The sequence below is a fragment of the Paenibacillus assamensis DSM 18201 genome, from assembly GCF_000422445.1.
In the GTDB taxonomy this organism is placed as follows: Bacteria; Bacillota; Bacilli; order Paenibacillales; family Paenibacillaceae; genus Paenibacillus_B; species Paenibacillus_B assamensis.
This window is the reverse complement of sequence record NZ_KE383838.1, coordinates 336,665-359,462: the sequence shown is the minus strand read 5'-3', so window position 1 is coordinate 359,462 and position 22,798 is coordinate 336,665. Positions and strand designations below refer to the sequence as shown.

26 protein-coding genes and 1 pseudogene are annotated in these 22,798 nt (G+C 43.8%); 22 read left to right on the top strand and 5 right to left on the bottom strand.

Going from position 1 to position 22,798, the window contains the following annotated elements; translation table 11 throughout:
- The first annotated feature begins 1 nt into the window (after position 1).
- The 14 genes and pseudogenes from H580_RS25630 (at position 2) to racE (ending at position 8,953) form a co-directional block, all read left to right on the top strand.
- Positions 2–538, top strand: coding sequence for an HNH/endonuclease VII fold putative polymorphic toxin (locus H580_RS25630; protein ID WP_281167988.1), 537 nt, complete (start codon positions 2–4; stop codon positions 536–538).
- The gene (locus H580_RS0120095; RefSeq protein WP_028596375.1) at positions 528–995 is read left to right on the top strand and encodes a YxiF family protein; all 468 of its coding nucleotides are present in this window, start codon (positions 528–530) and stop codon (positions 993–995) included. Before H580_RS25630 ends, H580_RS0120095 begins: the two co-directional genes overlap by 11 nt.
- Positions 996–1,337: 342 nt before the next feature.
- A complete protein-coding gene (locus H580_RS26720) occupies positions 1,338–1,628 on the top strand; it encodes an RHS repeat-associated core domain-containing protein (protein ID WP_028596374.1) in 291 nt (96 codons plus the stop codon).
- Between the two features lie 25 nt (positions 1,629–1,653).
- Positions 1,654–1,815, top strand: a complete 162-nt coding sequence (locus H580_RS26715; RefSeq protein WP_245583606.1) for an RHS repeat-associated core domain-containing protein — start codon at positions 1,654–1,656, stop codon at positions 1,813–1,815.
- A 56-nt stretch (positions 1,816–1,871) separates the two neighbouring features.
- Positions 1,872–2,060: pseudogene (locus H580_RS26710) on the top strand (polymorphic toxin-type HINT domain-containing protein); the annotation flags it as partial.
- A gap of 131 nt (positions 2,061–2,191) precedes the next feature.
- Positions 2,192–2,875, top strand: coding sequence for a hypothetical protein (locus H580_RS0120080; protein ID WP_028596373.1), 684 nt, complete (start codon positions 2,192–2,194; stop codon positions 2,873–2,875).
- Between the two features lie 237 nt (positions 2,876–3,112).
- Positions 3,113–3,523, top strand: a complete 411-nt coding sequence (locus H580_RS0120075) for a phage holin family protein (protein ID WP_036605536.1) — start codon at positions 3,113–3,115, stop codon at positions 3,521–3,523.
- Positions 3,524–3,656: 133 nt separating this feature from the next.
- Positions 3,657–4,616 carry a methyltransferase domain-containing protein gene (locus tag H580_RS24940; protein ID WP_051217598.1) on the top strand — a complete coding sequence of 320 codons (960 nt, stop codon included), beginning with the start codon at positions 3,657–3,659 and terminating at the stop codon, positions 4,614–4,616.
- Positions 4,617–4,755: 139 nt separating this feature from the next.
- Positions 4,756–5,190 (top strand): DUF86 domain-containing protein, encoded by a 435-nt coding sequence (locus H580_RS0120065; protein WP_028596371.1) that lies wholly within the window; start codon positions 4,756–4,758, stop codon positions 5,188–5,190.
- A gap of 92 nt (positions 5,191–5,282) precedes the next feature.
- Positions 5,283–5,939: a helix-turn-helix transcriptional regulator gene (locus tag H580_RS0120060; protein WP_028596370.1), complete on the top strand. Its 657-nt coding sequence runs from the start codon at positions 5,283–5,285 to the stop codon at positions 5,937–5,939.
- Positions 5,940–6,455: 516 nt separating this feature from the next.
- The gene (locus H580_RS0120055) at positions 6,456–6,731 is read left to right on the top strand and encodes a hypothetical protein (protein ID WP_028596369.1); all 276 of its coding nucleotides are present in this window, start codon (positions 6,456–6,458) and stop codon (positions 6,729–6,731) included.
- A 282-nt stretch (positions 6,732–7,013) separates the two neighbouring features.
- Positions 7,014–7,481 carry a hypothetical protein gene (locus tag H580_RS0120050; protein WP_028596368.1) on the top strand — a complete coding sequence of 156 codons (468 nt, stop codon included), beginning with the start codon at positions 7,014–7,016 and terminating at the stop codon, positions 7,479–7,481.
- 68 nt (positions 7,482–7,549) lie between these two features.
- Positions 7,550–7,912, top strand: a complete 363-nt coding sequence (locus H580_RS0120045) for a YtxH domain-containing protein (protein ID WP_028596367.1) — start codon at positions 7,550–7,552, stop codon at positions 7,910–7,912.
- Between the two features lie 231 nt (positions 7,913–8,143).
- Complete coding sequence (racE, locus tag H580_RS0120040) at positions 8,144–8,953, top strand: glutamate racemase (RefSeq protein ID WP_028596366.1); 810 nt, start codon at positions 8,144–8,146, stop codon at positions 8,951–8,953.
- 93 nt (positions 8,954–9,046) lie between these two features.
- On the opposite strand, the gene H580_RS25625 is transcribed toward racE, so the two are convergent.
- Together H580_RS25625 and H580_RS0120030 are read right to left on the bottom strand one after the other, a co-directional pair.
- Entirely contained in the window at positions 9,047–9,592 is a 546-nt protein-coding gene (locus H580_RS25625) for a GNAT family N-acetyltransferase (RefSeq protein WP_169449386.1), read from the bottom strand.
- A 113-nt stretch (positions 9,593–9,705) separates the two neighbouring features.
- Complete coding sequence (locus H580_RS0120030) at positions 9,706–11,040, bottom strand: YncE family protein (protein WP_028596364.1); 1,335 nt, start codon at positions 11,038–11,040, stop codon at positions 9,706–9,708.
- A gap of 237 nt (positions 11,041–11,277) precedes the next feature.
- On the opposite strand from H580_RS0120030, the gene H580_RS0120025 reads away from it, so the two are divergent.
- From H580_RS0120025 to H580_RS0120005, 5 genes are all read left to right on the top strand, one after another.
- Positions 11,278–12,486, top strand: coding sequence for a M14 family metallopeptidase (locus H580_RS0120025; protein ID WP_028596363.1), 1,209 nt, complete (start codon positions 11,278–11,280; stop codon positions 12,484–12,486).
- Between the two features lie 144 nt (positions 12,487–12,630).
- Positions 12,631–12,876 (top strand): YkvA family protein, encoded by a 246-nt coding sequence (locus H580_RS0120020; RefSeq protein WP_028596362.1) that lies wholly within the window; start codon positions 12,631–12,633, stop codon positions 12,874–12,876.
- Between the two features lie 89 nt (positions 12,877–12,965).
- Positions 12,966–13,190 carry a YuzB family protein gene (locus H580_RS0120015; RefSeq protein WP_036605534.1) on the top strand — a complete coding sequence of 75 codons (225 nt, stop codon included), beginning with the start codon at positions 12,966–12,968 and terminating at the stop codon, positions 13,188–13,190.
- Positions 13,191–13,433: 243 nt separating this feature from the next.
- A complete protein-coding gene (locus tag H580_RS0120010; RefSeq protein ID WP_028596360.1) occupies positions 13,434–14,111 on the top strand; it encodes a hypothetical protein in 678 nt (225 codons plus the stop codon).
- Positions 14,112–14,293: 182 nt separating this feature from the next.
- Positions 14,294–14,578 carry a hypothetical protein gene (locus H580_RS0120005; protein ID WP_028596359.1) on the top strand — a complete coding sequence of 95 codons (285 nt, stop codon included), beginning with the start codon at positions 14,294–14,296 and terminating at the stop codon, positions 14,576–14,578.
- Between the two features lie 66 nt (positions 14,579–14,644).
- Here the strand turns inward: H580_RS0120005 and H580_RS0120000 are convergent, their stop codons facing one another.
- Both H580_RS0120000 and H580_RS0119995 read right to left on the bottom strand, forming a co-directional pair.
- Positions 14,645–16,606: an LTA synthase family protein gene (locus tag H580_RS0120000; protein WP_028596358.1), complete on the bottom strand. Its 1,962-nt coding sequence runs from the start codon at positions 16,604–16,606 to the stop codon at positions 14,645–14,647.
- Between the two features lie 46 nt (positions 16,607–16,652).
- Entirely contained in the window at positions 16,653–17,813 is a 1,161-nt protein-coding gene (locus tag H580_RS0119995; RefSeq protein ID WP_028596357.1) for a THUMP domain-containing class I SAM-dependent RNA methyltransferase, read from the bottom strand.
- Between the two features lie 84 nt (positions 17,814–17,897).
- Between H580_RS0119995 and H580_RS0119990 the strand changes: the two genes are divergently transcribed.
- The 3 genes from H580_RS0119990 to H580_RS0119980 all read left to right on the top strand — a co-directional run bounded on the left by H580_RS0119990 (position 17,898) and on the right by H580_RS0119980 (position 21,447).
- On the top strand, positions 17,898–18,542 hold the full coding sequence (locus tag H580_RS0119990) for an O-methyltransferase (RefSeq protein WP_028596356.1): 645 nt from the start codon (positions 17,898–17,900) through the stop codon (positions 18,540–18,542).
- 141 nt (positions 18,543–18,683) lie between these two features.
- Complete coding sequence (locus tag H580_RS0119985) at positions 18,684–20,018, top strand: sodium-dependent transporter (RefSeq protein ID WP_028596355.1); 1,335 nt, start codon at positions 18,684–18,686, stop codon at positions 20,016–20,018.
- Positions 20,019–20,094: 76 nt separating this feature from the next.
- On the top strand, positions 20,095–21,447 hold the full coding sequence (locus H580_RS0119980; protein ID WP_028596354.1) for a sodium-dependent transporter: 1,353 nt from the start codon (positions 20,095–20,097) through the stop codon (positions 21,445–21,447).
- 127 nt (positions 21,448–21,574) lie between these two features.
- Here the strand turns inward: H580_RS0119980 and H580_RS0119975 are convergent, their stop codons facing one another.
- On the bottom strand, positions 21,575–22,786 hold the full coding sequence (locus H580_RS0119975; RefSeq protein ID WP_036605533.1) for an MFS transporter: 1,212 nt from the start codon (positions 22,784–22,786) through the stop codon (positions 21,575–21,577).
- Positions 22,787–22,798 lie beyond the last annotated feature (12 nt).

The window sequence follows — 22,798 nt, the reverse complement described above, 5'->3', positions numbered from 1 at the left end:
CCTGAAGAAATGGACGCATAACTGTGGCGGAGGCCGCGCTGGGTTTATACCAAGCGGAGGTAATGTAACTAGTGCAGCTAGAGTTGCAGGTGGTGACGGAGGGGCTAGAACGAATGCTTCTGTCACTAGGCCAAACACTGCAGCGAAGCCTTATAAGCCTGATAGTATAAATTCTAAGGGGAAAGGTAACCAAAACTCAAAGGTAGCGAGTGAGGTCACTAGAAAACAAGCTTTTAATCAAGCTAAACGTGACTCTGGTATACCTACATCAGCAACCCCTAAGAAGCAGGGACAAGTAAAAGACTATAAAAACCCAGCGAATGATAGAAGGGTATATGCCTATGACGTTTACCGTCAGAATAGATATATAATCGAGCATAGAAACGACCCATTTGGTAGAGGCCCACATTTTCATGGTGCTGAGCAGAAATATCCTGGACAGGATTTATTCAAAGCAGATGAAAGATATAGGGGGATTCAAGGAACACAAGGTCATTATCCAGAATACTTTGGAGGGTTTAGAAAAAATGGAAGGTAGTAGAGAAAAGTTAGCCAAGCTCATGACTTTGAATAGAATGAAACATTCTAGAAGAGAGGTAATTAGGATTTTCTCTGAGAAGACAGGTATAGTATTGACCGAAGATCATTTTTTGAACCCAGATGAAACCGACACTGTGAGATCATTGATATATATGAAAGTTAAGGATTGCAGTATCTCATATCAATTTGAAAGCATAGGGGAAGTAATAGAAGATTTTAAAATAATTTTTGAAGCAAATCAACATTTGAGAGACGAGAGAATCATATTGTTACATTATCTAGATGTTGAATCAGGGGCAATTGTTATAAAGTTTACAGAGCTATCTACTCATTTTGAGAAAATCATTGATTTTCTAGGTAATCAAGATATAGTCGTCTTTCAAAATGAAGGAAATTTCGGGATTTGTTTTGAAGCCGAAGAACATAATTATTTAAAAACAGTTTGGGGAATTTGATGAGAGTAGCCCTGGATGCATCAGGCTTTTCAAGGCTTCTTTTTGAAGGGGGACGAATGTCATATAGAGATTTTCAGATTTAAGTAGATGAATTCAGTATCCAGAAAGTTTCAAGTTGCTCTACAATTATGAATTAATCAAAAAGATAGGCTATGAAGTAGAGGCTCTAGGTGTAAATGTCAATGCCAGTGGCTCCTTTGACAATGTCAATTAGTCAAAGCACTTGAATATTGCAAGCGGTAATCATGCTACCAAAACGCTATCATATGAACGCTTGGCAAATGGTCTTCTGGCGAAGAAAACCTTTGCTCAGACGAGAAAGCTAAGATTACCTATACTTATTTGTATGAAGTAGACGGCAAGCTAGTCGGGCGTCAGGATTGGTCAACAGGTAAGCCGCAATATTATCAATTAAACGGACATGCTGACGTTGTAGCTCTAGTAGATGAGGCAGGTAATAAGCTTAACGAATACCGCTATGACATTTGGGGCAAGCCGCTGGAAGAAAGAGAAACCGTTCCGAATAACTTTAAATATTCCAGTGAGTATTGGGATAAAACGACTGGTCTTCAGTACTTAAGATCGAGATGGTATGACCCAAGCATGGGACGGTTTATAAGCGAGGACGTATGAAGGGGAACTGAACGACCCGCTTAGTTTGAACTTGTACACCTATGTAGAGAACAATCCGCTCGTTTACCACGATCCAAGTGGAGAATTTGGGATTACGAACTGTCATATGCGCTGCTTCTCTGCTGGAACCAAAGTCCAAACGGAAGAAGGCTACAAAGCCATTGAAGACATCAAGGTTGGAGATTAGCAAAAAGTGAAGAGACTGGAGAGCTTGCGTACAAAGAGGTAGAAGAGACCTTCCAGCGAGTAGCTGAAGAGACGTATCATATCACGGTAAAAGATACGACGTTTGTAACGACAGAGGAGCATCCGTTCTGGGTACCTGAAGTAGGCTGGGTAGAAGCAAGGCACCTCAAAGTAGGCGATAAGCTCGTCGACAATGAGGGAAATGAATATGCAATTGAACAAATCTGTCTAATGGAAAGTGATTAGTTTCCATTGGGTTTGAGCCACAATAAATTAGACGATAGATCAGACCAGCCGACCATTTTAAGCAACAGAGGATATAATAGTAGTTAATATTCATATGTACTTTTTCTTAAATCAGGAGGATTATATCCTAGATGATACAGCGAATCTTGCCAACAATTTTCTTTCTTGTACTAATCGTAACAACCATATCTGCTTGTGGAAATAAACCTAGCACTAGACCTTATGAAGAACAGCAATTCTACAACGGAATGTTCGACTTAGCTATTCATTATCAAGCGCTTGAAGAATTGGCCTATGATGCTGAATTAATCGTAGAGGCAGAGTTAACAAATGAAACGGAACAAACCAACGTATCAGGCACTCGCTTTACATTTACAGATGTGAAAATAAATAAAGTAATAGAAGGAAATCCCCAATTAGTCAATCAAACCATTCAAGTTTTAGATCTAGGTACATTTCGTGCCGAGCCGCACAAAAAGAATGTACTCTTCTTAGTGAAATATGATGAACCAGTTGATGGAGAAGCGTATGCTCTCGTCGGATACTATCAGGGAAGGTTTAAAATTAATGACGATAATAAGGTCGTCTATGATGCTGATAAATACGGTGGTGTAAAGTATTTTCAAGGAGAGTTAGAGGGACTTAGTATAGAAGCCTTCGACTTAAGGATACAAGAGGCGGTGAAAAACGCCAGAGAGCCAATGTGGAATAAGCCGCAATTAAGTGAGGAAGAACGGAAGTTAGCAGAGGAAGAGAGTCGTAAGCTGTATTTGGAGGATAGAAAGAGGATTGAGGAGGAAGAGAAGTTTGAATAACACAAAGTAGGAAATGGTGTAGCGTTACATAGTCGGTTGTCCGCTTTAATATCGAAAATAACTATGATTAAAGAAGTCTGATTCCATTTTTTTTGTTTAAATGGAGGTAGGCTTTTTTATGCTGTTCTGTTTAGAAAATATCAGGTGTACAAGCTTCACTCCCTAGTCGTCCTGCCGTGTCAGCACGGGACAAGTCGAATACAATATATCATCCCTTAGAGATAAGGAGGAACAGGGATGAACCAATTGGCAGTGAATACGTTTGCTGGTGTAATGGGCGGAATTCTTACCTTTTTGTTTGGGGCGTGGGACCCGTTAATTACCCTATTTATGCTAATGATTTTGATTGACTATTTGTCCGGTCTTGCAGCTTCCGTTCGAGAGGGGAAAGGATTAAGCAGTAATGCCGGATTCTGGGGTCTGGCCAAAAAAGCGCTCATGCTGCTCATTATTGGGATGGCATATCATATGGATTTGCTTTTTGGAACGAATGGATTTAGAGATGGAGCCATTTGCTTTTATATGGTGAATGAGCTGCTAAGCATTACAGAAAATTATGGGCGGCTCGGACTTCCTCTCCCAGATCGCATTAAGCAAATCATGTCTGTTCTCAAAAAGGATGACAATAAAAAAGATGCCGACAAGTGAGCCTATCGATAGAAAGCGGGCAAGGTTGTTCGCGGAAAAATACGGGCTACAAGGCGGCTGTACAAACTGGTCTTATGTGTAGCGAATAGACTGTATTAAATTCTATAGCTGCGATTGAAGGATGTGAAGACCGGTGAGGATAGACTTGGGTTGTGGACGGAATAAGCATTCTCATTGCATAGGCATTGATAAGCATCCATATGAAGATGTTGACCTCGTTCATGATCTGAACGATGGGATTCCGTTTCCCTCGAATCATGTACAGTTTGTTATGGCATCACATGTGCTCCAATATGTGAATGATCTGACATATATCATGCGTGAAATTTATCGGGTGAGCCAAGATAGGGCACTCGTTTGCCTTGTCGTCCCCTATGCACATGTAAGCTCGCATGTTACCCATCCTCATTATCTGCATTTATTTAATGAACATTCTGCTCGTCACTGGTCCCCTTATTCGAATTCGATGTTAGATGAGGAGGATTTTATCCACCCACTTAGTGAAAACTGGTCTTTGCTTCTATCGAATAATGAGACGGTTTCTGAGGAAAATATAGATTTGCGGCTGCTGCGAATGGAGTATTTCTACTTTCCTGAATATCAATGTCTTTATGATGAAGTGGAACTTCGACGGTTAAGACAGTCCCAGATGAATGTAGCTTACCAGCTCATGCTGCATTTGCTAGTCATTAAAAGCCCCATTCAAGAAAGAGAATTGAGAGAGTGGTCCCATCGCGAGTTGGAGGAGCCACAAACAGTCACGGAGCAGCGTCTGGAAGCGAAGAGGCATGCGGTGGAAGCTGAGCGGCCTTTTGAGGTAGATATAGATGGGCGGAAAGATCAAAAGAATAAGGAACAGGTGACTTTGCAAGAGGAACTGCGCATAGACGAACGTCCTGGCAAGCAGCAGGTAGGGCAGCAAGACGAAAAAACAGGCAAGAGCGCGATAGCATCATCGCCTTCCTCGACTAATTCCTATTCTGTAAAACGACGAATGGCTGCAAACAGACGTGTAACGGAGCGATCTGATAGGAAGCAGTCACGAACGAAGAAGAATGCTCGGGTGCAAGGTAATAAGTCTCGTCGCAAATAACTATCACAATGAATTCGTCTAAAGGATAAGGATGACAGTAAATCCCCAAGTGTGGTTAAATAATAATTAGAGGCAGAAAGGGCTTTCATTTGCTGAAAGCCTCTTTTTGATTCACTATGACTCGTATGGGGGCTGTGCTATGTATTACGTAAATCGTCAACAGATTGATAATCGTTTGGATCAAGCCCAATTGCTAGAACAGGCAGTAGGCAGCTTAACATCAAATTGGAGCGGTTCGATTGTAGATCATTTGGCCCAAGAACGAGCTTTACATATTGCCATTGAGATTGTTACTGATGTTGGCTCGCTATTAATTGACGGCTTTATTTTGCGGGATGCCAGCAGTTATGAAGATATTGTAGATATTATTGCTGAAGCGGGAGCCATGGATGAAGAATTGCATCAAGTCTTGATTCAATTAGTAGCTTTGCGTAGACCTCTTGTTCAGGATTATGAGAAGTGGAAGCGTGAAGGTGTGCATCCGTTATTTACAAATTTGGATGTTACGATGCGACAATTCAGCGAAAGTGTACATCGTTTCTTACAGAAGGAATTGCCTGCACTGCAAGTTTAATGCGTAACCAAGTAAGATGTCATTGAATTTACAAGATGTATGATATGCGTTACAATGACGGTACTAAATGACCGTTAAAAAGGTGAATGCCAGTGAATCGAGCGCAACAGAAACCGTCAACGCGTAATGTGCTGCTCATGCTGCTTAAGAGAAACGGCCCGATGTCTGCTGCACAGCTTGCAGAGCGTTTGGGGTTAACAGAAATGGGCGTCAGACGCCATCTTCATCAAGGGATCGAAGAAAATGTGCTGGAAACCGTACAGGTCAAACAGCCTATGGGACGCCCCTTACAGTTGTACCGTATCTCTGCACAAGGCGATGAGCAGTTTCCGAAGCAATACCATCAGTTGCTATTGGATTTGCTGCATGAGGTAGAATCGAATGATAGTGGTTCGGATAATAGCGTGCAACAGTTATTTGAAGGTCGACGTCGTTCTTTAAAGCGCAAATATGAATCATCAATGTTAGGTAAAACGTTCGGAGAGCGTGTTCAACAGTTAAGCAGCATTCAAGATGCAGGCGGATATATGGTAGAAACGGAGCAGTTGTCTGATGAAGAATGGCTTCTGCATGAATATAACTGTCCCATTGCCCAAGTTGCACAAGCGTATGAATATCCTTGTCATTGTGAATTGGAACTGTTCCGTGAATTGCTCGGAGCTGATGTAGAGCGGCTTGAGTGCTTAGCGAAGCAGGGCAGCAGATGTACGTATCGGATACGTAAATCGCAGTCTTCGTTAGATAGCTGAATAAGCGAGCTGACCTAGATAACGGATGGGATGTAGATGGGAACTGGATACTTTCTACATTCAGATTCATACAATCTTCCTATATTCGAATCAAATGGTAATGAAAATGGAGACCGGCCTAGTGGCTGGTCTTTTTATGTTGCCATTCTATATAATGATGCTAGGATACATCCATCCGTGGATTGGAACTCTGTGGAATAGTGACTGTATGTATTTATGTTTAGCCTATACGTGAATCGATAGCTCTACTACTAATATCAGGTTATTGCTTCGACTCCGTCGTTGCAAAAATAGTAGGAATAGGAATCGTATGGGCTATTGTAGTTAGTATTTACTTATATCAATATCCTTTTGGTGATGGGCATATGCGATAGAGTTACAGATAGGTAGATAGATCTCGTTGAAATTTATCAGTCTTTATGTATTTTTAAATATCCAAGTATTGTTGTCATTTGCTCTGGTGGTATATTATGGTCTTATGTGATTATAAGTACTAAAGTACTAATGGAGGTCCAAGTGAATAAACTCATAGAGATTTTCATCGCTGTCCTAATTTTTAGTTTTGCTAGTGTTTGTCTAGTATCTTTATCGTATCTTGTAATTGGCGGCTTTCTATATGGCAACTATATAGCGAAAACGTTAAGCCTCGGGGTCATTTGGGGCATCGCTGCTGTAGGCATTAAGTACTTGCCATATAAAATGACTCGCTATGCGAAGGCGCTTATTGTTAGTTTTTTGCTCGCCATTAGCATTTTTTCATACATCTACCCGTTAGTAGATGACCAAATGTAACATAAATGTATGCTCGTATCCCATTCCATTTTAGTAGACGTTCTCTGCTGATCCACATTTCTGTATCCATTCTTCCATATTCATTTTTTTGTTATTGTTACTAATCATCTTAATTATCTCTCCCCTGTAAAGATACTTCATATGGACAATCTACCGATACGACACCTTTTCTGTACTAAAAAGTTTTTTCCGTTCCTTTGTGTCAAGCCAAGCCCAACCTTCTTATACTGTCACTATGACATGGGCATTCGCCCGTCAAGACCGTTGTTAAGGAGGGATTCGATGAATTGGATCATTGCTATCGTGCTGCTGTTCTCTGTCATTGCAGCCGCTGCTGCTCTGCTTTTGCTGGACCGTGTAATGAAGTTTATGCATCGTACGGAGCACATGCTTGTAGAGCTGCATAAAGAGACGCTGCAGCTCATTCAGCAAGGGCGAGCGATTACCGAGCGAGGGCAGCATTTACTGGAGACGGTAGAGCGTGTAAGTCAAGAAACCGCTTTGTGGAGTGATACATCTTCACGTATACGCGGCTCGGTTAATCATGTCCATGAACAGGTGGATGGCTGGATTACACGTACGATGAATACGTTAGATAGCGCTTATGAAGCCCAACAACATCGAATCCAGGATTTGCTGCGCTGGATAGATACCGCAGCAGGGTTGTACGCCAGTGTGGCCGCACGTCGTTCGCCGCCGAGTAAGCCTGAGCGAAAGTCAGATGAGGTTGATGCAGCGACCAAACCATAACAACTGGTTCGTTGGACATATGCTTGTCGGGATGAATGACGGAGACAACAGCGAGGAGGACGTTGAATATGGCAAAGGGCACAAAGCCATTTTGGATTGGGGCAATTATTGGTACAGTGGTAGGATCGGTATCCGCCTTATTGTTTGCGCCAAAGTCTGGGCGCGAGTTAAGAGAAGATATCGCGGAAGGTGCCAAACAGATTGGAGAGCGTACACAAACGATTGCGAAGCAAGTTGGTGAATCGACGAGTGAAATGATTGAGGCTTCCAAAAATCGTATCGGCGAAGTGAAGCAGTCTATTTCTGAATGGAAGCAATCTAGACTCCAAGTATCTTCCGTAGCCGAAGAGATTTCTGATAATAATGAAGCGAATGAATCTCCGTGTGGTGAAGAAGTATGCGAGAGCGACAGTGCTTGTGAGTCCAAATAAATCATTTTCGTAACAAGTAATTGGATCCATATAGCCTTGACCTTGGTTAGCGCCGATGTCAAGGCTATTTATTTTGGATACCGCTCGACTTGAACCTTGTCCCGGTATCAGTTAAGATCAAGGTACGTTTTACAAGGACTGTACATATGGTGTACCATACCATCCGCATCAGCTATTGCGGAAGTTCTAGCATAAGTCAGTCAAACAAGAAATGAAGGAAGCGGTGTATTCGTGCAGCAAGCTATCGCAATGTTTGATTCGGGGGTTGGCGGGTTAACCGTTGTTAAGGAAGTTATGAGACAGCTCCCGAGGGAAAAAATTATTTATTTTGGTGACACGGCTCGTACCCCATATGGTCCTCGCGATGCAGACGAGGTACGGTTGTTCACCCGACAAATTGTCGACTACTTAGCACAATTCGATCCAAAAATGATCGTAATAGCCTGTAATACCGCGACAGCAGTTGCCTTGGAAGAAGTAAGATCCTACACAACCGTTCCGGTTGTAGGGGTGATTCATCCGGGAGCAAGAGCAGCAATATCAGCTTCGCAATCCGGCCATATCGGTGTAATTGGAACAGATGGGACGATCCGCAGTGCGGCTTATGAATCGGCTCTTAAGCGGTTATCTCCTCATGTGAAAGTCTACAGCTTGGCTTGCCCGTTACTGGTGCCGCTAGTAGAGAAAGGCATGTTCCGAGATTCCAGCACGTACAGAATTGTAGCTGATTCTCTTGAGCCGTTGAAGTCAACGCCAATTGATACGCTCATATTAGGCTGTACGCACTATCCATTTTTAACAGATCCAGTCCAAGAAGTAGTAGGTTCTCATATACAGCTTATTAATTCAGCAGAAGAGACAGCGAGAGAAATAAGCACCATTCTTCACGATAAGGGACAATTGGCTCATGAGGAAGACCACCCGATTCATCAAATGTTCTGCAGTGGTGATCCGAGTATGTTCCAGTATATTGCGAAGCAATGGCTAGGCGACCAATTGGAATCCATTCCTGTCGTTTGGCAAGTACCAAACTTTTATTAATGGAACCCATTTATTTGTATGTTAAGAAGAGACTTCTAGGAGCAAGGTTCCTAGAAGTCTCTTCTTTTGTTGGGGAATAGCGGGTATCACAGCTTAACGTTCCCCTTTCCAGCGGGGGGGAGCAGTTCGAATCATGCGAACGATGGAGCCGAGATCTCTGGTGTTCGAAGGACGATATTTGCGATCATGAACGTAGCCGCAATTGGTATACGTGCGAATGGCATTTGTATTTGTAATTTTGACAAATAACTCTACCCAGCGCAGGGAGAGCATCTCAATCCCGAAATCCGTTATGCCCCTTACGATTTCTTCCCCGTATCCCATACCTTGAGCATCAGCCTCTCCGATGAAGACACGACCGAATTCGGCTGTTCGAGACAGCTTATTTATACGATATAAAGATCCGGCCCCGATCGGTTTATTTTCGTTCAACACGACGGCGACGAACATCATATCATCTTCGCGTTGGCGGTAACGTTCATACCATGTTAGCTGCTGCTTAGGCTCAATGGTAAGGTCATCTGGAAACCATTTTCGTATATGGTCGTGACGGCGCCATCTGAGCACAATCTCGAGATCATGTTCCGTCAAAGGACGAAGCAGAAGACGGGAGGTCAAGACTCGATAAGAATGATCCACGCTCATACCTCCTCTTGTTGCTTCTAGAACGTTCAGATAGGCTTTAGCACTCAATACGATGGTTGCCTCATCTATGCGTTCTGTATCATATTCACGAAGCTGCATCATTCGTGCTAGACAATAATATGAGAGAAAGCGACTCTTACAGGCTGAAATCCAGTAGGAAGAGGGAGTGGTTGAAAAGTATTAGTACGTCGATTCCAAATAAGAACAGTACTTTCAAAACCCCAGTTACTCACAATATATACTTCCCAGCCGTCAGGAGTGACGTTAATATGTTCAGGCGGACCACTTGGCACGATAATATCTGGGAATAGGCGGGGAGAAGCTGGACTTTTGACATTCAAACTCACGACTCCGTTGTAATTAGACATAGCTGCGAATAAGATGGCGCTATCGTAAGAAATGCTTAAGCATCTAGGAATGTAGGTAGATGATACAGGTGAGTGCTCCAGCATAATGGGATTAAGCAGTGTATTGGTTTCCGTTTCAATGACTTGTATTTCCCCAGGCAAGCCTTTAGCTGCAACATATACGTATCGCCCATCTGGACTGCACACGAGATCGACAGGTGCACTATTATTAGGGTTGCCAGGCAATAGTGGGATAGTTGCAATTACGGAGTAGCTTGTTGCATCAATGACGGATATGGTGCCCTCATCTTGATTGGCCACATACAAACGGTTATGTGTTTCATTGAAGCTAATGGCAACGGCATTATCGCCTACAAGTATTGTGGCAGTATTTCCGCTGACGATGTCGAATACGGTAACGGTACTCGTGGGAGAGTTGTTGTTAACAGCAAATATCCGAAGCCCGTATGGCTCGTCCGTCTCGATGGCTATCGGTTCAACACCAAGTTTTAGCGTAAGGGGCCACAATTGATTACCGCGTGTATAGATAGTCGAGCCATTATCTGTCCCGCTGTTTGACGTATATACGAATGTGCTGTATTTGGAAGTAGCGATATCTAAGGGAAGGGCATGTTGAGGGAGTTGAATGGGGCTGCCTACCATTTGATGCGTATCACGATCAATAATAAGAACCGTATCATCACCGCTGTTTGCAACATAAGCATATTTCGGAAATGTCCCATGTAAAGGGATTTGATGATGATGTTTGACAGTAGCTAGCTTATTTTTCAAAATGAGTGTGGCAAATATCGAGTTTGGCTGTTCACTAGTGGTTGTAATTTTTACGCCTATCCAATCTCCGGTTATTGTGGTGTTCAGCAAGTTGAAGCAAGAGCCCTTAGATGCAAAGGGCTGCAGCACAATGATGTGCTGGTAATAGACATCGGCTTTGGATGGACCAGTTGCAGGGTCGAGTTGATACAGTTGGATATGTGCTTCCACAGGCTCATTGGATTGATTCAGCAGATGTAAATCTGCCCAACAGGCTCGGTCGTCACCAGAGGCGACATGCGTATTTAATTGATACACGTACATGGCAGGTCCTCCCGTTAGAGTCGCGCTTCTTTGCTATATCTTATGTAGAACAAACGACGGTGAATTGGACGTTCCTGCTAGCTTGTGGGAAAAGAGGCTAAGCGCCTTGTTGCTGACGTATGCATGCACGCTCATTCCAACAATGGTATGGTGAATCACAATTACGGTGATGGTGCAAGCCTTTATATGCATAGAGTTTACTTATAAGAACATAGCTGCAGAAGGGAGAAGCGTCTTATGAGCACCCTTTATATGGTACGAAAAGGTGACACGCCTTTGCGTATCTGTCTGCGTTGTGGAATTACGCTGGAAGCTTTGTTAGCGGCTAATCCCACCGTCAAGGTTAGTCCTTATTTAATGCCTGGGCAGCATTTATTCATCCCTGAACGACCACCTGCCATGTACACGGTCCAGGTTGGTGATTCGTGGGAATCAATTGCGTGGAGGCTTGGTATATCAGAACAATTGCTCAAAGAAGCGAATGAATCTGTTCGCAGCTGTGAGCTTGTTCCTGGACTGTGTATTTCATTAGCTTATGCGATACAACCTTCGGATTGGCGGGCTAGAGCAGAATATGGCCCACTTGAATTGGAGCAGGATGTAAAGTATGTGCAGCGTACTTTTCCTGGAATCGCTCATGTAGAATCGATTGGTAACAGTGTATTAGGGAAGGAAATATTCGCTATTCGGATCGGAGAAGGGCCGCGGCGCATTCATGTAAATGGTGCTGTTCATGCAAATGAGTGGCTTACGTCATCTTTGCTCATGCAGTTTGTAGAAGAATACGCTCGATATTTGCAATTAGGTCTGTGTTGGGGAAGGTGGAATGCTGGACTGGCTAGCGAGCATACTTCAGTCTGGTTCGTGCCAATGGTGAACCCGGATGGAGTAGAGCTTGTACAGGAAGGGGTTAGCGGGCAGCATTCATGGGACCATAGCCTAGTAGAATGGAATGAGGATGATCGTAGGTTCGATCGTTGGAAAGCGAATATCCGAGGTGTTGATTTAAATGATCAGTTCCCTGCTTATTGGGAAGAAGAGCGAGCGCGTAGGGGAGTATTTGAGCCATCTGCCATGAATTATAGTGGAGAAGCTCCATTGACAGAACCAGAGGCATGCGCCCTGTATCGAATGGCGGAAGAGAAACAATTTGCGATGGCGTTAAGCTTTCATTCCCAAGGCAGGGAAATCTATTGGAATTATCGAGATTATGAGCCGTCAGAAGCGGAAGTTTGGGCCAAAAAACTGGCGCAAGTTAGCGGGTATCGAGCCGTGAAGCTGACAGGGAGCGATGCGGGTTTTAAAGATTGGTTTATTCAGCAATATCGCAAGCCAGCATTTACGATTGAGGTTGGATATGGTATTAATCCGCTTCCGCTATCACAGTTTGGCACTATTTATCACGAAGTGTGTGCTATTTTGAAGGAGGCGCTGTTGCCAGAGTAAGTAACGTGGAACTAGATTGCTAATGTCGTAGATGCTTGTAAAATAAATATAAAGGTGCATGATACGACAACTTACTCACCATTCCAGTTGCATGTGACGAATGCTTCGGTATACACTAGGGTTATTAATAAGGAGGTGTATACGATGGCAAGTCGTACGCGCTCATATGGGCGTCTATGGAGTTTGTTCCGAGCGGCTCCCAAGATGCTGACTTCACGTAAAGTTCCATTTAGACTAAAGGCAATTTTTGTCGGTGCTGTCGTTTTGTATTGGCTGCTTCCTGATTTCATGCCATTCATTCCGATCGATGATATTGCATTTACGATGATTGTTATTCCTTGGTTCACCAAAAAAGCGGAGCAATATGATCATCCTAAGCATTTGCAATGATAAGAGTGGTTGCGTCATTGAAGATGTTCTCGTACAATATAGGTTGTCTGTCTTATTGAACAATATAGGGAACAATCGGAGTGACTACTATGTCTAATAATGATATTCGTATCTGTGATAAATGCCGTCATATTAAAATGAAAACTTTTTTGCCTAAAGTAGAAAAGCTTGATCCAAATACAGAAGTAAAAGTAGGATGCAAGTCCTACTGCGGCCCTTGTCAGAAGCGCGTGTTCATTTATATTAACGGTCGTTATATAACGGGTGCTACGGAAGAAGAGGCTATCGAAAAAGCAAAGCAGTACGTGAAATAAAGTGGCTAGCAAAAGGAACGGAACATAATAGCAATCGGACAAACGAGTGAGCATAGGGTTCAGCCCTTGCTTACTCGTTTTTTGTTTGTTTGGTTTTGAGGTGAGGATAAGATATGGTGATTTGCAAAATGGAAAAGTGTTACAATATAAATCGAGCATAAACATGACTTACGTCTGTAAATAACAATGAATTAATCTGAACCGTAGAACATGTTTAATCTGGGAAGAGGAGATGAGCTTAATTTGAAAATGGTTGAAGGCTTCATACGAATTAAATTATCGGTCTTACTCGCCATGATTATACTGCTGAGTGGAATGTTAAGCGGATGCGGTCTGTTTAATGAGCATACTGCTGATAAGGATGAGATTGCTGTTATTGATGTAGATAAGTCTCATGATCATGCAGCTACATTCAAGGCACTGTGGATTGGGAAAGTTGGGACTTACAGCTTGAAGCTTCACCGTGCAGACCGCAGTTGGGTTGATATTTGGGTGGAAGGATATAAGAAGGGGAAGAAGCTAGAACAGCCTTTACTAGCACTTTCCTATGGTCGATATCCACATGAAACCTATGATGGAAAAGTCGGTCTGGTGTGGATTTATGGAGCCAATAACAAGGATATGATAAAGCTCTATTCGGAAAGCAGTAGCGTTGGTATGGTGGCCATCGACCAATTTATTGGTGACAAGTCTGAAGCAGGACGGACAGGATGGGAATATACATTGGGTGAAGATGGCCTCTCTTTAAAGCCGGGAGAAACAGCTCTTATTGGTTCCTTTCGTATGAACAAAGGCAGTTTAAGAACAGGATATGATTGGAACGATCCTGAAGCTGTTCAAGAAATGATTCAATCGAATGACACGGTTATGCTGTTAAAAATAAAGGTCAGAGAAGAAAAAAGCAATACACACCATCGTTAACTTCATCGTTAATCGTGTCACTCTTCACAATTCGCTTAGCAGAATGCCAATCATGCCTTATGGATATAAATATCCCGTTCTGCACAAGATGAAGATGGTAGTACGAACGACGAAAGATCGAGTCATATTTACTTCATCTATTCCGTGTATTCATGACTTGAACGGAGGAGGTTATACCATTGGTGAAAAGGTACGATTCCAGTTTGCAAGCGCAGAATCCGATCTCACAAGCTCAGAATTCCGTTGAGAAGGCTCACCATGCTGTATCTCAAGCATTAACGCATCCAACGGAACAGTCTGTCTTGCAGGCACAACAGTCGTTGGCACACGCAGACCAATCTGTGACGCAATCGCATGCGAGCTTGAACCCGCAAGCGGTGGAGTTGGCTGAAGAAATGCTTGGAGAAGAACACGCTCGATTGGATAAGCTGCTGAGCAGTGAACAATGGGATAACCATCGTTCTTAACTTTGTGCAACAAATAAAGGGTGTCCCAATCGTTAGACCAGGGGACACCCTTACACCATTTTTCTGCTATGAAGCAGGACGGAGTTGTGGAATTACGTTTCGTGTAATGACGAGATCAGACAGTTTGAGTCGCAATTTCGCTTCATCATGAAGCGGCCTGCATGGCTCAACATCGATTAGTTCTCTTGTCTTGTAATCGTAGCATTTTCCGTTTTGGAACACGCCATCTGCTGCTGGAACGAAGAATAGATCGCCATTTGTGGCTGCTCCTGTTCGAAGCACGATTAAGCGTTCTCCTTCCGCTTGCAAATTGCTGCCCATATAAAACTTAGAAGTTGGGTCAATCCCGAGCCAATGCAGCACAGTTGGTGCAATATCCATTTGCCCAGTTACTTGATTGTACACGCCTGATTCGGCTCCATCTGGCAAGTGTACAATGAGAGGAACTTGATTTTTCATCTCTAGCATATCAAGATCACTTATCTCGTGTCCAAGAAGCTGTGCTAACGGCTCGCGCTCAAGGATAGAGTTGTCATGATCACCGTAAAACATAAAAATCGTATTGTCCCAAAGCCCTCTCTGCTTCAAATCCTCGATCAAAGTTCCAACTGCTGCATCTACGTAATGAATGGAACGCAAGTACTCTCCGAAAATGGTCTTATCAAATGGAGCTACATTCAATGCAGTATATGTATCTGGCATTGTATATGGATGATGGCTCGTGAGTCCAATCATAAATGCGTAGAATGGCTGCTTTTGCTCTGCAGCTATACGCTCAACAGATTGACGGAAGAAGGAGTTGTCTCCAAGTGACCATCCTAAAGGCTCATCCATTTGGTAATCTTTCTTACTCATAAAGTAGTCGTAACCGAACTTTTCGTACATCACATAGCGGTTCCAGAAGCTGCCCTCATAAGCATGGAAGGCTCCTGTTGCATAGCCATTTTCCTTCAGTACACCCGGTAATGCATCATAGGTATGATCCGGATAGCGAATAAATACAGAACCCGTTGGAAGCGGATGCAAGCTCGTTTGAACCGCAAGATCAGCGTCTGAAGTTCTGCCTTGTCCTGTTTGATGGAAGAAACGATTCATATACATGCTATTTTTAACTAGTGCATTAAGATTCGGTGTAATTTCTTGACCATTAATCGTCTGATTAATAACGAAGTTCTCGAAAGCCTCTGCTTGGATGACGATGACGTTGCTTCCTTTGTATTTACCGAAAGTAGAGCTAGGTCCTTTTAACATAGGGGCATGGTTATCGAACCATTCCTTAGCCAGCTGCTTTTCTTCTTCTGTAATCGACTTATCTGCGAACCAATTCTCTTTTGCGTATCGATAAATATCATAGCCATGGAATCCATAGAGTCCTGTTATATTGTAAACAGCAGGATTCCACCAGTTAGAGGCGAGCAAGCCTTTTGCCCAAGTGCTTGTTGCTTTATGGATAGGCATATACAGCATGATTGAACCGATTACCAACGTTAGCGTACCGATGCTGAATCGCATCCACATAATATTTTTTTTGTTTCGAATGGAATATTGCTGCTTTTCCTTCCGTTCTTGCTTCATCAGGCGGAATTGTATGATGTGGAACGGAATAAGAATAAACCAGTCGATGAAGTAGACGATATCTCCCCAGTAGATTAGGGATGCAATGCTTCCACCAAGTGCGCTTACTTGTCCAGCCTGCATGAGAACAGGTACGGAAATAAAGTCTTGGAAGTAACGGTAATACACTAAATCTGAAAATAGCAATAACGTAAGAAGTACGTTCAGCACGATGAAGGTGATAGGCCGCCAATGCCTTGGCAGCCACCATGTCCAGCCTCCCAATAGGAATAAAGCGCCTAACGTCACATAAATATCACTGCGATCTGTAGCCATATTCGGAATAGCTAAAGTGTCATTTAATATGATGCATTTCCACAGCATAACGCCAAGAAAAAGGATGAACGCAATACCGCTTACCGTCATCCAGCGTGACGTTTTTAGTGTGGAGAATCGAAAGTTACTACTCGACATATGAGCAACTCACATCCGTTTCTAGTCATGTCTCTGTCTCTATTGATTAGTTCGTCGTTGTGTTTTTGTCTTGACGAGGAGGCAACGGACCGAAATATTGATAAAATTGACATTCTATATTACCGTTGAACAGCTTTCTGCGCTTGTCTGCTGGACGTCCAATATAATGTTCGAACTGCTTGCTTGGGCTAATGCTGAACATCGACCAGGTAGGCAGCGATTTCATAATGAAGCCTAGCTGACGAATCAATTTTTCTACTTCAGCTTGTTCACTTAGACGTTCACCGTATGGCGGGTTGGTTAAGATGATTCCGTACTCACCTTCAGGCTTCACTTTATTAAGCGCACCGACTTTGAATTCGATTTCTTTGCCAAAACCAGCACTCTTAGCTGCTGCGCGTGCCAATTCGATAGCTTCTGGATCAATATCAGAGCCATACAATTGCAGCTCAATATCATCATTAACGGCATCGAATGCTTCGTCACGTGCATCTTCCCAGTCGTCTTTGGAAATAAGCGGCCAATGCTCGGAAGGGAAGGAACGGCGCAGGCCTGGAGCAACATTCCATCCAATCATAGCTGCTTCAATAAGAAGCGTGCCTGTACCACAGCAAGGATCTACGAGCGGACGAGATGGATTCCAACGGCTTAGCAAAATGAGTGCTGCGGCCATTGTTTCTTTTAATGGAGCTTTACCAATCAGCTTGCGATAGCCGCGCTTATGTAAGCTCGGTCCAGTTGTATCAAGCGTAATGGTCGCAATATCATTTAGCAGGGATACTTCAATACGGAAGTACGCGCCTGTTTCTTTGAACCAATCGATATGGTAGTTTTCCTTCATTTGTTCCACGACAGCTTTTTTCACGATACCTTGGCAGGCAGGGACACTAGACAGCTGTGATTTGTGGGAACGGCCTTCTACTGGGAATTCACCGTCAGCGGGAATCCACTTGTGCCAAGGAATGGATTTGGTTCCTTGGAATAGCTCTTCGAACGTACGAGCAGGGAATTGTCCCATATTAATGAGGACGCGATCAGCTGTACGAAGCCATAGGTTGGTACGGCATACGTCTAGAGGTCCGCCTGTGAAATGGATTTTACCATTTTCTACTTTTACATCATCATAACCTAAATCTTTCAGTTCTCTCGCAACAATCGCTTCAAGTCCCATAGGGCAGGTTGCGATTAACGACCAAGGTCGCTCCATCTGTTATTTCACTCCGATCTGCTTGTCTAACTTGTGTTCATACGGGTTCCATCATATCATAATTAAAGGAGGTTGTGAAAAAGGATGACGAATGAACATTTGCAAACAGTAGAGACTTATCTTGACAGCCATTACGAGGAAGATAAGCAATTAACAAGTATTAAACAATCGATAACGGAAGCTGACATGCCTGCGATATCAGTGGCTGAAGGATATGGGCGCTTGCTGACGTTGTTGGCTCTAAGCTCCAAAGCAGAACGCGCCTTGGAAATAGGTGCGCTTGGAGGATATAGCGGTCTTTGTATTTTGCGCGGATTAACGTCTGGTGGTAAGCTTACTTCCTTAGAATTGCGCCCTGAATACGCTGAGCTTGCGCATGGCAACTTAACAGCAGCAGGGTATGGAGAGCAAGTAGAATACCGAATCGGCGAGGCACTTGACTCCCTTAAGCAGCTAGAGGAAGAAGAAGCGAGGTTTGACTACTTCTTTATAGATGCGGATAAAGAAAACTATGCCAACTACTTAGAGTATGCGATTCGTCTTGCACGTCCTGGAGCAGTTATTGCCGTTGATAACTTGCTGCTTCAAGGTCGTACGATGAATCCAGAGAAACAGGGGCCTTCTGTACAGGCAATGCGTAAATTTATTGATGCAATGGCGCATGATGAGCGGCTCGTAAGTGCGATGTTGCCTGCTTATGATGGGCTAGCAGTTGCAATCGTAAAATAGACTTTACAATCAATAGGAATGAGCGAAAAGTTGTTTCTGGGAAGTGTTATATCCAGAAGCAACTTTTTGTATTATTTTCACTCTAATATCCAGCCAAGCTTGTGCTATAATGATGCAATATGTAAATGGAGGCAATGTACGATGAAGTCGAATGAACAATGGACTTCCAAGCTCGGGTTTATTCTGGCGACAGCCGGCTCTGCCATTGGCCTAGGGGCAATATGGAAATTCCCGAACGTGGTGGCCACTAGCGGTGGTGGCGCATTTTTTCTTGTTTTTATGTTATTTACTTTTGGGATCGGGCTGCCGTTACTGTTAGCGGAGTTCGTCATCGGAAGAAGCACTGGTAAAGAGGCCGTATCTGCTTATAAAGAGTTGGCTCCGAATTCGAAGTGGCACTATGTTGGATATCTTGGCATGATCCTATGTAGTATCTTGTTGTCGTTCTATAGCGTTGTAGGCGGATGGATCGTCTTGTATACGATACGAGGCTTCACGGGTCAACTGTTATCGGCCGGTGCTGATTATGGACAGCTCTTTACAGACACCGTATCGAATCCATGGATTGCGGTCTTGTCACAAGGCTTGTTCATGTTAATTACGACGATGGTTGTCGTCAAAGGAGTGAAGGGCGGGATTGAAAAGGCAAGCCGTATTATGATGCCAGGCTTGTTTATTTTATTCGTCATCTTGATTATCCGTTCACTGACGCTGCCGGGAATGGCTGCTGGCTTGGAATATTTCCTTAAGCCTGACTTCAGCCGTCTTAGTTCGGAAGCGATTCTCTATGCGCTGGGTCAGTCTTTCTTTTGTCTAAGTGTAGGAGCATCATGCATGGTTACGTACAGCTCGTATTTAGGTAAGAATGAACCGCTCGGCAAGCCTGCCCTATCGGTTGTTAGCTTGAATGTAATGACATCATTAATGGCAGGTCTAGCTATTTTCCCAGCGCTATTTGCACTTGGAATGAAGCCAGTAGAAGGTCCGGGCTTGTTATTTATGACATTGCCAGCGATGTTTGAACAGCTCCTTTATGGAGAATTTTTTATTGCTATATTCTTGGTACTATTCTTATTCGCAACGTTGACGTCAGCATTCTCTTTATTAGAGATTGTCGTTGCTGCCTATTCGAAGGGCGATTCGAATAAGCGAGTCAAGGGCAGCTGGTGGATCGGGCTTGGTATCTTTTTATTAGGCGTTCCTTCCGCGCTGTCATTTAGCGGGCATCCCTTGTTTATTTGGGGGGACAAGCCTATATTTGATTGGGCGGATTTTGCTGTTTCAAATGTGATGCTGCCAATGGGAGTATTTTTAATTTCCTTATTCGTAGGCTACCGTTTTCCTAAGCAGCGTCTTGAGCAGGAATGGGCCTATATTGCGCCAGGATGGCGTATGGGCATGCATGCATATTTATTTATGCTTCGCTACGTACTGCCTATTATCGTTCTAATCGTTTTTGTGAATGGTATTTTGTAAGCACATAAAGCACGAGCGAGATAACGGATGAGGCCAGTCCACATCTTTGATTTGGGAACTAGGGGGCTGTCTGGTAATGGTAGAAAAAGAACAATGGACGTCTAAACTTGGATTTATTTTAGCAACAGCAGGATCGGCGATTGGATTGGGCGCTATTTGGAAGTTTCCGAATACGGTAGCTACAAGCGGTGGGGGCGCCTTCTTCCTCATGTTTATCGTATTTACGCTGTTAATTGGATTTCCGCTGCTTATGGGGGAATTCTTTATCGGCCGTAGTACGGGCAGAGAGGCACTAACTGCTTATAAGAAGCTGGCTCCGCGCACGAAGTGGCATTGGATCGGTTACCTCGGTATGGGAACTTGTTTCTTGCTTCTCTCTTACTACAGCGTTATCGGTGGATGGATCGTTATTTACTTTATTAAAAGTATAAGCGGTGGCTTGCTGCATAACGTTGTACCTTATGAAGCGATGTTTCAGACGACGGTAGCTGATTGGAAAATGGTCTTGCTTGCACAACTCAGCTTTATGCTCATTACGATTGTTGTCGTAGGGCAAGGAGTGAAAAAGGGAATTGAACGTTCCAGTCGTATCCTGATGCCGGGCTTGTTTATTTTATTTGTCGTATTGATCCTTCGTTCGTTGACCCTTCCGGGCATGGAAGAAGGGATTCGTTACTTTCTAACACCGAACTTTGCACAGATTGATGCGAAAACGATTCTGAACGCGCTCGGGCAATCCTTTTTTTGCCTTAGTGTAGGTGTATCGGTTATGGTGACCTACAGCTCCTACTTGAGCAAGAAAGAGTCGCTGACACGTTCGGCGGTCTCGGTAGTAGGATTGAATGTGTTAACTTCCTTTATGGCAGGATTGGCGATCTTCCCAGCGTTATTCGCTTTGGGCATGACGCCAAGTGAAGGGCCAGGATTATTGTTTATTACACTTCCAGCTGTATTTGAACAAATGTACGGTGGCAGTCTATTTATAGCTCTGTTTTTGGCATTATTTTTGTTTGCGACCTTTACTTCTGCATTCTCGATGCTGGAGATTCTTGTTGCAGCTTATTCGAAGCCTGAGCAGCCTGCTCGCTCGCGCAAACGCCTGAGTTGGTTGTTCGGCGCTATTATATTTGTGGTTGGTATCCCGTCTGCCTTATCATTTGGGCCTTGGGCGGATATACAATGGTTTGGTAAGTCGATCTTCGATCTAGCAGACTTTACGGTATCGAATGTGCTGATGCCGATCGGTGTTCTTTTAATCGCTGTATTTGTAGGTTATCGATTCCCCAAGGACAAGCTGCTAGCGGAGTTGGAGAGCGAGCCAGCATGGTGGCGTAAAGGGTTGGCGGTTTATATGCTGCTTATTCGTTACGTCATTCCAATCGTCGTTCTACTTGTATTTCTTAACGCATTAGGGCTGTTGCCTGTATAAAATGAAAAAAAGGATTGACCCTGAACCAATGTGCGGCGGTCAATCCTTTTTTTGCGACATTATTTCTTACAAAAGTTCTTACAAATGACTAACGTCCAACTTGTGGCCTTCACGTTCTTGATTGGTATTACGGACGGAGTGAAGAACGTGCCTTGCCATACAGGGAGAAACGAACCCATCCCATATTTACGAGCAGCAGTATTCCTGACATGATGAAAATACCTTCGATACCAAACGTACCTGCCAACAGACCGCCGATTACCGGTCCTACCGCATTGCCTAACGCCAACGTACTCGTGTTGAAGCTGTACGCTCGACTTTCCATGCCTTCTGGTGTGAAGCGGTTAATGAGTGCATTTACAGATGGCAACAATCCACCCATAAAGCAGCCGAACAAGAATCGAATCGCTACCAGCTGCCAAACATTCGTTACAAATGCTTGTGGAATAAGGGTACAGGCCGCGCCGATAAGTGAAAAGGTCAACACTTTGTTAGCTCCAATTCGATCACTCAGTTTACCTAGCAGAGGAGAGCAGATCATGTTGGATAAGCCGGTAACGGCACCTACGAAGCCAGCCATGAAGGCTAAGTTCTCTGTTGTTCCATGCAGCTTCTGCACGTACAGCGGAAGCAGCGTCATTGGGCTAAGCATCGCGAATTGCAGTAAAAAAGTTACCGCAAACAATGACATTAGCTGTGGGATCTTGCTAAGCTTCCTAAAGCCCTCCATGACAGAGATTTGAGGCTTATCCATCGCTTTTTGTTTGTCAAACGACTCTTTAATAAAGAACATCGCCATCATCGAAGCGAAGAACAATAGGGCACCTGTAATGTAAAAGATAGGGCGATAGCCGATCGTGTCAGCCAACAATCCTCCCATGAGCGGTCCTAGAATCGTCCCTGCGACGCCGCCTGATTGGAGTGTGCCCATCGCAAATCCCATTCTTTCTTTTGGCGTCGTCGTAGAGACAAGCGCAACTGCGGCTGGATTAAAGCCAGAGATGGTTCCATTCAGCATACGAAGGAGCAGTAGATGCAATGGTGTGGCTGCGAAACCCATAAGCACGGTAACGAGCGCCATACCGAATCCCGAGCGCAGCAGCATCACTTTGCGTCCATACTTATCAGCAAATTTCCCCCAAATCGGTTGTGCAATAAAGGATGTCACAAAGTTACCTGCGAAGATAATGCCTGCCCACAGCGCTATGCTGTTAGGATCTGTCAAGCCAATGTCAGTCTGTAAATACAAGGGTAAAAAGGGAACGACCATCGTCATTCCGGCCATAACTAGAAAGTTTCCGAACCATAAAATGATTAGATTCAGTTTCCATTGCTGCATGTGTGATTCACC